At 60.4% G+C, this 14,748-nt stretch carries 8 protein-coding genes; 7 read left to right on the top strand and 1 reads right to left on the bottom strand.

The genetic code is table 11. From position 1 onward, the window contains the following. Positions 1-228: 228 nt before the first annotated feature. A complete protein-coding gene (locus WA157_RS07615; protein ID WP_422620370.1) occupies positions 229-1,575 on the bottom strand; it encodes a chloride channel protein in 1,347 nt (448 codons plus the stop codon). Positions 1,576-1,722: 147 nt separating this feature from the next. Between WA157_RS07615 and WA157_RS07620 the strand changes: the two genes are divergently transcribed. The 7 genes from WA157_RS07620 to glgX all read left to right on the top strand — a co-directional run bounded on the left by WA157_RS07620 (position 1,723) and on the right by glgX (position 14,741). Continuing rightward, positions 1,723-2,211, top strand: a complete 489-nt coding sequence (locus WA157_RS07620; RefSeq protein ID WP_422620371.1) for a MarR family winged helix-turn-helix transcriptional regulator — start codon at positions 1,723-1,725, stop codon at positions 2,209-2,211. Between the two features lie 44 nt (positions 2,212-2,255). Then, the gene (locus WA157_RS07625) at positions 2,256-4,487 is read left to right on the top strand and encodes an alpha,alpha-trehalose-phosphate synthase (UDP-forming) (protein ID WP_422620372.1); all 2,232 of its coding nucleotides are present in this window, start codon (positions 2,256-2,258) and stop codon (positions 4,485-4,487) included. Positions 4,488-4,598: 111 nt separating this feature from the next. Continuing rightward, positions 4,599-6,476, top strand: coding sequence for a 1,4-alpha-glucan branching protein GlgB (gene glgB, locus WA157_RS07630; protein ID WP_422620373.1), 1,878 nt, complete (start codon positions 4,599-4,601; stop codon positions 6,474-6,476). Next, a complete protein-coding gene (locus WA157_RS07635; protein WP_422620374.1) occupies positions 6,469-8,511 on the top strand; it encodes an alpha-1,4-glucan--maltose-1-phosphate maltosyltransferase in 2,043 nt (680 codons plus the stop codon). The genes glgB and WA157_RS07635 overlap by 8 nt, the downstream gene beginning before the upstream one ends. A 12-nt stretch (positions 8,512-8,523) precedes the next feature. Further along, the gene (treS, locus tag WA157_RS07640) at positions 8,524-11,862 is read left to right on the top strand and encodes a maltose alpha-D-glucosyltransferase (RefSeq protein WP_422620375.1); all 3,339 of its coding nucleotides are present in this window, start codon (positions 8,524-8,526) and stop codon (positions 11,860-11,862) included. A 40-nt stretch (positions 11,863-11,902) separates the two neighbouring features. After that, positions 11,903-12,595, top strand: a complete 693-nt coding sequence (locus WA157_RS07645; protein WP_422620376.1) for a mechanosensitive ion channel family protein — start codon at positions 11,903-11,905, stop codon at positions 12,593-12,595. Further along, positions 12,582-14,741, top strand: a complete 2,160-nt coding sequence (gene glgX, locus WA157_RS07650) for a glycogen debranching protein GlgX (RefSeq protein WP_422620377.1) — start codon at positions 12,582-12,584, stop codon at positions 14,739-14,741. Before WA157_RS07645 ends, glgX begins: the two co-directional genes overlap by 14 nt. The last annotated feature ends 7 nt before the right edge of the window (positions 14,742-14,748 follow it).

Genomic DNA, 14,748 nt, shown 5'->3' on the forward strand with positions numbered 1-14,748 from the left:
CAGCCCATGCCCGGCTTTATATAACAAATCGGCCTGTAGCCCCCATGGATACTTGGTAACATGCTATTAAATAAGTAGTAAATTGATTTATGGAAGCGGCACACCCGGCGCATCAACACCATCAACTGGACGGCGTAGCAAGGGAAATCCCTATTCCATGAATTGCATTTGGTCAAATACAATGAACACGTTGCTCTTGTTTTAAGCGGCGAGATCAACAAAACGAGTTTAGAGCCCTTCGGGGCTCTTTTTTTGAGCCTCGTCCTTCGGCAAGCGTTGCAACTGCAATTGGGCCAAAGAGCTATACAGCGGCGCACTGATCAGGCGCGACACACCGCTGGCGACCAGGGCGCTGGCCATCAAACTGAGCACCAGCGCATGACCATCCACCATTTCCATGACGATGATGAAGGCCGTCATGGGCGCCTGGGTGGCGGCGGCCAGAAAACCGGCCATGCCCAGGGCCATCAACGTGGGCGCATTGGCGTAAGTTATCAGCTGGGCAATGTCATTACCCAAGGCACCGCCGATCGCCAACGACGGCGCAAAAATCCCGGCCGGCACCCCGGACCAGGTGGTAATCCAGGTGGCGACAAATTTGAGCAGCAGATAGAAAGGTGATTCAGTGGCACTGCCTTCAAGCATCTCGCGCGTGTAGTCGTACCCACTGCCATAGGTTGCACCCTGGCTTGCCAACCCCAACAGCGCCACCGCCAAGCCGCAGACGGCCGCAAAACGCAAGGGCGCACGCTGGCGAAACCTGCTGAACCAGTCGTTGGAGCGACCGGACAGAGACAGCACCACCAGCCGGGCAAACAAACCACCGGCGAGACCACTGCAAACAGCCACCAGCAAACCCGGCAGCAACAGTGCCATGCTCAGGTTCTGGACCCGAATGACGCCAAAGTACGTCGCATTGCCATGCACCGACACGGCCATCATGCCGCCCAGAACAATAGCCGCCAGTAGCAAGCCATTGCTGCGATGCTCCGACTGGCGCGTCAGCTCTTCGATGGCAAACATCACGCCCGCCAGAGGCGTGTTGAAGGCCGCCGCAATGCCGGCCGCGCCCCCTGCCATCATCAAGCCCTTGGCCGACACCTGCGAATGCGCTGGCAGCCAGCGGCGCGCGTGGTGCATGACGCCCGAGGCAATTTGCACCGACGGACCCTCGCGCCCCAGCGACAGACCAGCCAAAAAGCCCCAACTGGCCAACACCATTTTGGCCACGCTGAGGCGGATCGACACATACAAGCTGACGTGCTCCTTGCTCACTTCGGGCGACAGGGCTGCCATGACTTGTGGAATGCCCGACCCGGTGGAGCCGACGGCGTGGCGCCTCATCAGCCAGACAATGGCAACGGTGGACACCGGCGTCCAAAACAGAGGCCCCCACCAGAACGAACTCTGAAACCAGACAAATCGTGCAGAAGCCTGCTCCGTCAGCCAAGTGAACGCCACCACGATCAAGCCGGCCAGCGCCGCAAACGCCAGCACCACGGCGCGGCCGGCCCACAAGCGCCAGTCGTAAAGTTCTTGCCTGATCGCATAAAAAACCGGAAAACGCGTTCGCATGGGGACTCTCTCGGTACTGGAAATTCACTCTGTTATATTGCATCAAATGTAATCCCGAAACCCGATCGCGGAGAGCGTATGCGAATAAATGCCAGCAAGCCAGAATGTGCGCCTTGGCAGGCACAACAATCGCCCATCGGAGACCACATGCCGCTAAAGACCCACAATGTTGTTCAGCCGACCAGCGCGGTGCAAGTGCTGCGGCGCTTCCGCGTCGTCTTCAACGCCGTGCGCGGCCATTTTCAGGAAATTGAAAAGCGGGTTGGTTTGGGTGGAGCTCAGGTCTGGGCCTTGAATGTGGTCAGGGATCATCCCGGCATTGGCGTAGGCACCTTGGCAAAAAGCATGGACATCCACCAGTCCACCGCCAGCAACCTGGTCAAGCTGCTGCTGCGTAAAGAGCTGATCAGCATGCACAAGGCAAGCGCTGACCGGCGTCAGGTTGAGCTTCAAATTTCGCCATCCGGCCTGGCCATTTTGAGCCAGGTGCCAGGCCCGTTTGAAGGCGTGTTGCCGCAGGCCCTCAACCAGCTGTCAGCGGCAAGCTTGCTGCGGCTGGATCAGGATTTGGGCGAATTGGTTGCACTGCTCAAAGCAGATGAGCAGGCCGCGGGCATCCCGTTGGCCGAACTGTAAAAATAAAACCGGTCTGTGCTTGAAACAGCGCTACAAGGAAAGATATGCGACTCTCTTTACGCTTCGTTCTGCCACTGCTGCTGGTGCTGGCGGGCATTGCCTACGCCGTCGCGCCTCTGATCGACCGATTGACGCTGAGCTGGTTTGTGCGCGATCTCGACGGCCGTTCATCGTTGATCGCCAGCACCTTTCAGGAACCGCTGCAGGAGCAACTCGCTACTGGCAAGAAGGCAAAAATAACAGAATTCTTCAACCGCATCACGCAGGATGAACGGATTTTCGCGGTGGGGTACTGCGCCACGCCCACGGCCCCGATGATGGCCAGCTACCAGCTTCCGGCGGAGATTCGTTGCGACAATCTTGACCGCTGGAACGTCCCGAGCGATCACCTGCTACCAAGCGCCCAGGGACCATTACACGTGGCAGTGAAACCCATGGGCACCGAGGCCGGACCGACCGGCCAGCTGGTTGTGGTGCACGACATGAGCTTCATCACCCGGCGCAGCGAAGAAACCAAACGCTACCTTTTCTATGTCTTTATGGCATTGGGGGCGGCAGTCTCGCTGATCACGGTGATCGTGGCCCAGCTCTCATGGCGCGGCTGGATGGCCGGTGTGCGCGCTCTGCTGCGGGGCGAGGGGCTGCTGCGCCGGCCTGAAATCAGCGCCCCACCCGGCCTGCCCGGCTTCAAGCCGATTGCACGCGACCTGCAACGCCTCATCAGTGAATTGGAGGCCGAGACCCGAGCTCGCGATGAAAGCCAGCTCACCTGGACGGCGGAGACCCTGCGTACCATTTTGCATGGCGAGCTGCGTGGCGAGGACGTGATTGTGGTGTCCAACCGCGAACCCTACATCCACCAACGCCGCGGTGAGCGCATCGAGGTCCATCGCCCCGCGAGCGGCCTGGTAACAGCGCTGGAGCCGATCATGCGCGCCTGCTCGGGCACCTGGGTTGCACACGGCAGTGGCTCGGCCGACCCGGAGGTGGTTGACAAAGACGACCGTGTGGCCGTGCCACCCGAAAACCCCGCTTACCATATTCGCCGTGTCTGGCTGACGCCTGAGGAAGAAGCGGGCTACTACTACGGTTTTTCCAATGAGGGGCTTTGGCCCCTGTGCCACATCGCCCACGTTCGGCCTATTTTCCGCTCCAGCGACTGGACGCAGTACGTGGCGGTTAACCGCAAGTTTGCCAAGGCGGTGGTGAGTGAGGCCAAGACCAAAAACCCGATTGTGCTGGTGCAGGACTACCACTTTGCGCTGTTGCCCAAGATGATCCACGACGAGCTGCCTGATGCCACCATCATCAGCTTCTGGCACATCCCCTGGCCTAACCCCGAGTCGTTTGCCATTTGCCCATGGCGTGAGGAGATATTGGCGGGCATGCTGGGCAGCAGCATCATGGGTTTTCACACCCAGTCCCATTGCAACAATTTTGTTGATACGGTGGACCGCTTTCTGGAAGCGCGGGTCGACCGCGAATCGTTCAATGTCTCTTTTGGGGGCAAACTCACCGCCGTGCGGCGTTACCCGATTTCCATCGCTTGGCCACCGGACCCGGAACTGCTGCAAAAGAACGTGCCCGATTGCCGCAGCCACATTCGCCAGCTAAACGACTTGCCACCCGAACACAAGCTGGGCATCGGCGTTGACCGTCTGGATTACACCAAAGGCATCCTGGAACGCTTTCGGGCCATTGAGCGTCTGCTGGAGTTGAATCCGAACTGGATCGGCCATTTCACGTTTGTTCAGATTGCCGCACCGACGCGCACGGGGATCGACGAGTACCAGCACCACGAGGCGCAGGTGCGTGCCCTGGCAGCGCGCATCAATGCGCGCTTTAGGAGCCGCGGACCCGCCCCCATCCTGCTGAAGATTGAGCAGCACGCGCCACCCCAGGTCTATGAATATTTCCGCGCCGCTGATCTGTGCTTTGTCAGCAGCCTGCACGATGGCATGAACCTGGTGGCCAAAGAGTTCGTCGCCGCCCGCGACGATGAACGCGGTGTGCTGGTACTGTCCGAATTCACCGGGGCCGCAAGGGAGTTGCCCGAAGCCCTGATCGTCAACCCGTACGATGCCGACCAGTGCGCGGCTGCCCTGCACCTGGCGTTGAGCATGCCCGAGGCCGAGCAGCGCGACCGCATGCGGCTCATGCGCGGTCTGGTGGCCGAATTCAACGTCTTCCGCTGGGCCGGGCGCATGCTGCTCGATGCCGCCACCAAACGTCGGCGCAGTCGGGTGACTGATAAGCCAGGCACGTCGCCCCTGTGAAATAAACGCGCTTTGACGCTTTCCATGGGGCTGAAGGCGGCCTGCAGACATCGTCTGCCTTGCGATAGGGAATGTCCATGAATGAGCCCTGTGTGCTAAGCTGAAAACTATATGAAGAGCGATCACGACATCTATCTCTTCCGTGAGGGAACACACGCGAAGCTGTACAACAAGCTGGGCTGCCACTTGCAGTCCAACGGCGGCGCGAATTTCGCAGTCTGGGCACCAAACGCTGAATCCGTCTCTGTCGTCGGCGACTGGAATTACTGGGCCGGCAATGTGGATCGCCTTGATCTGCGCGACGACGGCTCCGGCATCTGGCAAGGTTTCGTCGAGAACGCGGTTCGCGGTCAGGGCTACAAGTACCGCATTCAATCAAGTCATGGCAACTACGTCGTGGACAAGGCGGACCCGTTCGCGTTCTATGCGGAAGCACCCCCTGCAACGGCCTCGCGCGTCTGGAGCATTGAACACGATTGGAAAGACGATCAGTGGATGTCATCGCGCGGTCCGAAAAACGCGCTCGATGCACCGATGTCCATCTATGAGATCCATCTTGGCTCCTGGCGGCGCAAGGACGGACACTTCCTCGACTACCGCGAACTTGCGCATTCGCTGGCCGACTATGTGATCGAGATGGGCTTCACCCATGTTGAGCTGATGCCGGTGACCGAGCATCCGTTTTATGGCTCATGGGGCTACCAGACAACCGGGTACTTCGCACCTACCTCGCGCTTCGGCACACCGCAGGACTTCATGCACTTCGTCGATCACTTGCACCAGCGCGGAATCGGTGTGTTGCTGGACTGGGTGCCCTCGCATTTTCCGACGGATGAGCACGGGCTTGGCTATTTCGATGGCACCCATCTGTTCGAACATTCCGATCCGCGGCAGGGCTTCCACCCCGAATGGAACTCGAGCATCTTCAACTACGGGCGCAATGAAGTGCGCAGCTTCCTGATTTCATCGGGACTGTTCTGGCTGGACAAGTACCACCTGGACGGCCTGCGGGTGGACGGCGTCGCCTCCATGCTCTACCTTGACTATGCCCGCAAGGAGGGCGAGTGGATTCCAAACCGTCATGGTGGGCGAGAGAACCTGGAAGCCGTCGATTTCTTGCAGACACTGAACAAGGCTGTTTACCGTGAGCATCCCGACACGCTCACCATCGCCGAGGAGTCAACTGCCTGGCCGCGCGTGTCGCGGCCGACCGACATGGACGGGCTGGGTTTTGGCATGAAGTGGAATATGGGCTGGATGCACGACAGCCTGGCGTACATGCAGGAAGAGCCGATCCACCGCAAATACCACCATCACAAGCTGACCTTCTCGCTGGTGTATGCCTTCAACGAGAATTTTGTCCTGCCGCTGTCACACGACGAGGTGGTGCATGGCAAGGGATCGCTCTTGGGCAAGATGCCCGGCGACGCCTGGCAGCAGTTTGCAAACCTGCGTGCGCTGTTCGGCTACATGTGGGCTCATCCTGGCAAGAAGCTGCTCTTCATGGGCGGCGAGTTCGGCCAGCGGCGCGAATGGACCCACGACGGCGAGCTGGAATGGTGGGTCACAAAGCTGGAAGGTCATGCCGGACTACAACGCTACGTGGCGCAGCTTAACCGCGTGTACCGCAGCCTGCCAGCCCTCTACCAGCTGGACTTTTCTCCCGCCGGGTTTGAATGGGTGGAGGCCGACGCGACTGACACCAGCGTTTTTGCCTTCCTGCGCAAGCCGCGTGAGCGTGGAGCACCGGTGCTGATCGTCTGCAACATGACACCGGTGCCACGCACCAATTACATGCTCGGCGTGCCATTGGCCGGTTTCTGGCGTGAAGTGATCAACAGCGACGCCAGCGAATTTGGTGGCTCGGGTTGGGGCAACCTGGGCGGGGTCGAAGCATCTCCCGTGCGATTCCACGGCCGACCCCATTCGGTGTGCCTGACTTTGCCGCCCCTGTCCACACTCATCTTTGAACACGTGCCCCATGCCTAAATCCGCCACAGCCCGAACACCATTGCCGTGCGCCTCAGTCGAGGACGGGCGCATTCGCGCCGTGATTGACGCCGTTCTTCCCAATGTGGACGGTGGCCGTTTCGCGGTGAAACGGGTGGCGGGTGAAAGTATGGCGGTCACGGCCCATTGCTTCACCGATGGCCACGACGTGTTGCGCGTCGTGCTGCGCTGGCGCAAGGAAGAGCAGGCCGAAGTGCACGAAGTCCCCATGAAGCCGCTGGGCAACGACGTCTGGTCCGCCGAGTTCACACCCATTGCGGTCGGACACTATCGTTACTCGGTCACCGCCTGGGTAGATCCGTTCGAGTCGTGGCGCTACGAGATGACGCGCCGCACCGATGTTGACGACATCCGCATTGCGTCGCAGGTAGGCGCAATTGATATCTCTGCAGCGGCACAGCGCGCGCGCGGCAGAGACTGCAAGACGCTGTCCAAATGGGCCAAGGATCTAAGGGCAGCAGCAAGCGACCGCACGGTCGACGCGACACTCCTCAAGGCACTGGCGCTGGATGAGGCTCTAGCTCAATTGGCAGCACGTTATCCGGACCGCAGTCTGGCTGCAAACTCCGATCAGGAGTTGCCGCTGGTCGCGGACCGCGCTCGCGCGCGCTTCAGCACCTGGTACGAGTTATTTCCTCGCTCTGCCGGGCCTGAGCCTGGCCGACACGGCACTTTCAAAGATGTGGAGGCCCGCCTGCCTGTGATCGCAGCGATGGGGTTCGATGTTCTGTACTTCCCACCGATCCATCCCATCGGACTGATGCAGCGCAAGGGCAAAAACAATGCACTGGCCAGTGAGCCTGGTGATGTCGGCAGTCCCTGGGCGATCGGTGCCGTCGAGGGTGGCCACAAGTCGATCCTGCCGACACTGGGTGCACCGGAAGATTTCAGGCACCTGGTGGCCAAGGCCGCGGACTTTGGGCTTGAGATCGCGCTCGACATCGCCTTTCAGTGCTCGCCCGACCACCCCTACGTCAAGGCGCACCCGAGCTGGTTTCGCTGGCGCCCTGACGGCAGCGTGCAGTGTGCCGAGAACCCACCGAAGAAATACCAGGATATCTACCCGTTCAATTTCGAAAGTGAAGATTGGCGCGGCTTGTGGGCAGAGCTAAAAAGCGTGTTCGACTACTGGATTCTTGAGGGAGTAAAAATCTTCCGCGTGGATAACCCGCACACCAAGGCCTTCCCGTTCTGGGAGTGGGCAATCTGCGAAATCAAGCGCAAGCACCCCGATGTTCTCTTCCTGGCCGAAGCCTTCACCCGGCCAAAGGTCATGCACCGGCTGGCCAAACTCGGCTTCACACAGTCTTACACCTATTTCACCTGGCGCAACAACAAACAGGAATTGACGAATTATTTCACGGAGCTTTCAGGCGGTCCGGGTGTTGACTACTTCCGCCCCAATGTCTGGCCGAACACACCGGACATCCTGCACGAACAGCTGCAAAGCGGCGAGCCCGCCATGTACATGGCCCGTCTGGTTCTTGCCGCCACATTGGCGGCAAGTTATGGTATCTACGGCCCGGCCTATGAGTTGCGCGAGCATTTGCCGAAGTCGCCCGGCAGCGAGGAGTATCTCAACTCCGAAAAATATCAACTGCGCAACTGGAACAATGATGATCCAGATAGCCTTGCACCCTTCATTACCCGAATCAATCAGATCCGTCACGACAACGCTGCGCTTCATGCGGACCACAGCCTGCGCTTCCTGCCCATCGACAACGACCAGCTTCTGGCCTACTCGAAAACCTCGGATGACGGCAGCAACGTGGTGGTCACGGTGGTCAATCTTGACCCCCATAACGTCCAGTCTGGCATGGTTCATCTGGACCCCGAATCGATCGGAGTGGATGCCTCGCATCCGTTTCAGATGCACGACCTGCTAAGCAACCAGCGCTTTGTGTGGCAAGGCCGGCATCACTATATCCGTCTCGATCCGCACAACGCGCCAGCACACGTCTTCGTCGTGCGCCGGCGCGTCCGCGATGAACGCGACTTCGATTACTATTTTTGAAACCGGCCACCGATGAACGCACCTGCAACCAATCTGACGCTCGAAACTGTCGAGATTGACAGCCGCGACGATCCGCTGTGGTACCGCGACGCGGTCATCTACCAGCTCAACGTCAAAGCGTTTTTCGACAGCAACGACGACGGCATGGGTGACTTCAAGGGTGTCGCAGCCAAGCTCGACTATGTCCGGGACCTGGGGGTCAACACCATCTGGCTGATGCCCTTCTATCCCTCGCCGATGCGCGACGACGGCTACGACATTGCGGAATATGAAGACGTTCACCCACAATACGGCTCGCTCGACGACTTTCGTGAGATGCTGGCCGAGGCGCACAAACGCGACTTGCGGGTGATCATAGAGCTCGTCATGAACCACACATCGAGCGATCACCCGTGGTTCCAGGCAGCGCGACGGTCGCCACCGGGCTCGCCCGAGCGCGAGTTCTATGTCTGGAGCGATAGCGATCAGTTGTACAACGGCACGCGCATCATCTTCACCGATACCGAGACCTCCAACTGGACCTGGGACCCGATGGCCAAGGCCTTCTTCTGGCACCGCTTCTTCAGTCATCAGCCTGATTTGAATTTCGACAATCCCAGAGTGCTCGAAGCGATCTTCAAAACCATGCGATTCTGGCTCGACATGGGCGTTGACGGTTTCCGCCTCGACGCCATTCCCTACCTCATCGAGCGTGATGGCACCAGCAACGAGAACCTCCCGGAGACGCACGCGGTGATCAAGCAACTGCGCGCGGCCATCGACGCGCAATACAAGAACCGCTTCCTGCTGGCTGAAGCCAATATGTGGCCCGAGGACGTTCGAGAATACTTCGGCGACGGCGACGAATGCCACATGGCCTACCACTTCCCGCTGATGCCACGCATGTACATGGCCATCGCTCAGGAAGACCGTCACCCGATCATCGAAATCATGCAGCAAACGCCGGAAATCCCCGACGGCTGCCAGTGGGCCATCTTTCTGCGCAACCACGATGAACTGACCCTGGAAATGGTGACTAGCAAGGAACGGGACTACATGTACCGCATGTATGCGACCGACCCGCGGGCACGGATCAACCTGGGTATTCGCCGCCGCCTCGCCCCGCTGATGGAGAACGACGCGGATCGCATCAAGCTGATGAACGCAATGCTGCTGTCGATGCCCGGCTCGCCCATCATCTACTACGGTGACGAGATCGGCATGGGCGACAACATGTTCGTCGGCGACCGCAACGGCGTGCGTACACCGATGCAGTGGAGCCCCGACCGCAACGCCGGTTTCTCCCGTGCCGATCCGCAGCGCCTGTACCTGCAACCCATCATGGATCCGATGTACGGCTACGAGGCCCTCAACGTCGAGGCCCAGGCGCGCGACATCAGCTCGCTGCTCAACTGGACCAAACGGATGCTCGCCGTGCGCAAAAGCAGCCGGGCCTTCGGCCGCGGCAAGCGCAGCTTCCTCAAGCCTGGCAACCGCAAGATCCTGGCGTACCTGAGCGTGTACGAGGACGACACCATCCTGGCCGTGTTCAATCTGTCACGCGCGGCGCAACCGGTGGAGCTGGAGCTGTCGGCCTACAAGGGCCGTGTGCCGGTCGAGATGTTGGGACGCACCTCGTTCCCGCCGATTAGCGAGCTGCCTTATCTGCTGACGCTGCCGTCATTCGGTTTTTTCTGGTTCCGGCTCGCCGCCGACGCTGAAGTTCCGAGCTGGCATCAGGAGTATGTGGCACTGCAAGACCGCCCGACGCTGGTGCTGTTTGATGGCTGGACCAGCTTCTTTCGCGATCGCGTGATGCCGTGGCGAATCGGAATGGCCGACCGCATGCGCACGCAATTCGAAACGGACACACTGCCGCGTCATATTGAGATCCAGCGTTGGTACGCATCCAAAGGCACGCCCATTGAACGCGCACGGCTGGTCGATCATGCGGTGTGGGAGGCAGGCAACTTCAGCTGGATGCTGCCCATTCTGAAACTGGACGGACCCGTCGGGGAATCGACCTATTTCATGCCGCTGGCGTTGGCGTGGGAGGAGCGCGACGAAGAGCGCATCGCCAACCTCGCGCCCGCCGCACTGGCCAAGGTACGCCAGCAGGCCAACACTGGCGTCATGGGCGATGCTTTCTACGACCCGGCCTTCTGCCGCGCCTTGGTCCAGGCTATCGGCGCCGACATGGAAATTTCCACCGCAGCCGGACGCCTGCAGTTCAAACCCACGAGGGTGTTCAAAAACTTCACCTCGGACATCGCCGCGCTAACGGTGTCGCGTCCGAGCACGACGAGCAGCAACACGGTTGTGACACTGGATGACACGCTTTTTCTCAAGGGCTACCGTCGTCTGCGCCAGGGCCTGAATCCCGAACTGGAGATGGGTCGCTTCCTGACTGAAGTCGTACGCTACCCGAACTGCGTGCCGGTGCTGGGCGCACTCGAATACTTCATGAACGATGGCAACGTCATGACGCTGGCTCTGATCCAAGGTTACGTGTCCAATCAAGGGGATGGTTGGGACTACACATCACGTTACGTCGAGCGCTTCCTGGAAGAGCTGCGCATCTCGGGCGACGTCAATGCCGCCGCAGGCGAAACGCATGGCGGCTTCCTGGCTTTGGCCGCCACGCTCGGCCAGCGCACTGCGGAGCTTCACCTCGCACTGGCGCAACACACAGCAGAGCCGGCCTTCGACCCCGAACCTCTCTTGTCGAGAGATGTCGTCGCGTTCAAGGACCGGGCGGCTAGAGAGGCCACCGCCACATTGTCACTGCTGCGCGAGCGCCAGGCGCAATTGCCCGCAGCCGCCCAAGATGGAGCCCAAGCCCTGCTGTTGCAACAGGACCGACTGCAGACTCGCATCGCCGCCGTCAAGACCGAGGGGAAGGTCAGCATCAAAACACGCTACCACGGCGACTACCATTTGGGCCAAGTCCTCGTAACCGGCAACGATTTCGTGATTATCGATTTCGAGGGTGAGCCAGCCCGCAGCTTTGAAGAACGCCGCACCAAGAGTTCACCGTTGCGCGACGTGGCCGGCATGCTGCGGTCTTTCAACTATGCACGCTGGTCAGCGCTGCGGCGCGTGGCACAAAATGCTACCGAGATTGACCAACTGGAACCCGCAGTGCGCGAATGGGAACGCAGCACCCGCGAGGCTTTCCTGGCGGCCTACGAGCACACCATGGTGTCCGTCAAATCGGGGCAGCCGGTTGACCTGGACCTGCTCGCTTTGTTCGAACTTGAAAAGGCACTTTACGAACTCCGATACGAGCTCAATAATCGCATCGACTGGATCCAAGTGCCTTTGCAAGGTATCCTGGCCCTGATTGGCCCCGATACGGGCTTGACAAGCTGAGGTCGCCTTTGCACCTGCAACCCCAACTGGAGTAGAGATCATGGAAAAACTGGACATTCAGCTCGAACCCTTGCGGGCCATCCTTTTTCAGATTGGTGCGTTCCTTCCACGCCTGCTGATCGCCGTGGTGGTGGTGCTGGCCGGCTGGCTGCTTGCCAAGGTGGCACGTATTGCGGTGACCAAGGCATTGCGTGCGATTAATTTCAACGTCCTCACCGAGCGCTCGGGCCTGGACAACTTCCTGCGCCAAGGCGGCATGTCCGGCGACACGACCTCCCTCTTCGGCATGCTCCTGTACTGGCTGGTCGTTCTGGCGGCCCTGCTGATTGCCTTCAACGGACTCGGCCTGACCTACATCACTGACCTGCTGTCGCGCGTGGTGTGGTTTATTCCGAATGTCTTTGTTGCACTGGGGGTGCTGGCGTTCGGTTCTTACTTCGCGCGCTTCGTCGGAAACACTGTCGTCAGCAGCCTCAAGCTGCCGGATGCGAGCCTCCTGGGCAGGCTGGCGCAGTACGCCATCATGGCTTTCGTGGTCCTGATTGCACTGGAGCAGATCAAGGTCGGAGGCGACATTATTCGCGAGAGCTTCCTGGTGATTCTTGCCGGCATCGTGTTTGCGCTGGCACTCGCCTTTGGTCTGGGTGGCCGGGACTGGGCGGCCGAACGCATTGAGCACTGGTGGCCGCGCGACAAGAAGGCCAGGGACACCCTCGACCATGAAAACAAATGAGCTGATCACCGCAATCTGGCCCGGCCGGGCTTATCCGCGCGGCGCCCACTGGGACGGCGAAGGCGTCAATTTTGCGCTGTTCTCGCAACATGCCGAGAAAGTAGAGTTGTGTCTGTTCAACGAGACCGGTCGTCACGAACGCCAACGCATCGAGATTCGCGAACGCACCGACGACATCTGGCACTGCTACCTGCCCGAGGCCCGCCCGGGTCTGGCCTACGGTTACCGCGTGCACGGCCCCTACAAACCCGAAGAGGGCCACCGCTTCAACCCCAACAAACTGTTGGTTGATCCCTATGCCAAAGACCTTATCGGCCAATTGCGCTGGGGCGATGCGCTCTATGGCTACACCATCGGAAGCAAGCGCGAGGACCTCTCGTTCGACCGCCGCGACAGTGCGCCGCTGGTGCCCAAGAGCCGCGTGCTCGAGCCCGCTTTCACATGGGGCGACGATCGCCGGCCCACGGTACCGTGGCAGGACATGGTCATCTATGAGTTGCACGTGCGCGGCTTCACCATGACCCATCCGGAGGTGCCAGCACGATTGCGCGGCACCTACGCCGGGCTCGGCTGCGCCCCGGTGGTCGACTACCTGAAGCGCCTGGGGGTCACGACGGTTGAATTACTACCGGTACATAGCTACGTCAGTGAACGCCACCTGGCCAGCAAGGGGCTTTCAAACTACTGGGGCTACAACACCCTGGGCTTCTTCGCCCCAGAGGTGCGCTACAGCGCCTCGGGCAAGGTCAAGGAATTCAAGACCATGGTGAAGACGCTGCACTCAGCCGGCATCGAGGTGATCATTGACGTGGTCTACAACCATACCTGCGAGGGCAATCAGCTTGGGCCCACGCTCTCCCTGCGCGGCATCGACAACGCGTCCTACTACATCGCCAACGCCGACAACCACCGGTATTACGACGACTTCAGCGGCTGCGGCAACACCGTCAACATTGAGCACCCGCGCGCGCTGCAGTTGATGATGGACTCCTTGCGCTACTGGGTTGAAGAGATGCATGTCGACGGTTTTCGCTTCGACCTTGCTTCCGCGCTGGCGCGCGAAGCCGGTGAGGTGGAGAACCTGGGCGGCTTTTTCGATGCCATCCGCCAGGACCCGACGCTCAATCGCGTCAAGCTGATCGCCGAGCCCTGGGACTTGGGAAGCGGTGGTTATCGGGTTGGCAACTTCCCGCACGGCTGGGCCGAGTGGAACGACCGCTACCGTAACGGCATGCGCGCGTACTGGAAAGGTGACGACGGGCAGATCGGTGAGCTTGCACAGCGCCTCACCGGCTCGCATGACCTCTACGGCTGGTCGGGCAAACGCAGCCACGCCAGCATCAACTTCGTCACGGCGCACGACGGCTTCACGCTGCACGACCTGGTCTCGTACAACGACAAGCACAACGAGGCCAATGGCGAAGATAACCGCGACGGCAACAACCACAACCTATCCTGGAACTGCGGTGCCGAGGGCGAGAGTGACGACCCCGCTATTCTCGCTCTGCGGGAGCGCCAGAAGCGCAACCTGTTGGCCACGTTGCTGCTGTCACAAGGCTTGCCCATGCTGCTGGCCGGTGACGAACGCGGCCACACGCAACTGGGCAACAACAACGTCTACTGTCAGGACAGCCAGCTGGCCTGGCTGGACTGGACCCCGACTCCGGAGCGCGACGCTTTGCATACCTTTGTGCAACGCTTGATCCTGCTGCGCCGGGCGCACCCGTCTCTGCGTCGGCGCAATTTCTTCGAAGGTAAGCCGCAGGAGGGCGACGCGGATAAGGATGTGTGCTGGCTCAAGCCCGACGGCGGCGAGATGATGGGGAAGGATTGGAGCGACAACCAGGCGCGATGCCTGGCGATGCTGGTGTCGGGCTGTGGCATTTCGGAGCGGGGCGCACGTGGCGAAACACTGCACGACGATGACTTTCTGCTGCTCCTGAACAGCCACCATGCCGAGATACCCTTTGCCCTGCCGCCGGTGCGCGGGGGCGAGTGGCTGCTGCTGCTTGACACCGCGACCCAGGCCCTTCCACCGGCCGACAACGGTCTACCGCTCGCTTCGCCGCCAGCGTGGGGGCAGGCGAGCTATCCGCTGCAATCTCGCTCCCTGGTACTGCTGACCCGCGCCAGGACGCTTGCATGAAGTGACC

Source organism: Rhodoferax ferrireducens, from assembly GCF_049302455.1.
Taxonomy (GTDB): Bacteria; Pseudomonadota; Gammaproteobacteria; order Burkholderiales; family Burkholderiaceae_C; genus Rhodoferax; species Rhodoferax ferrireducens_B.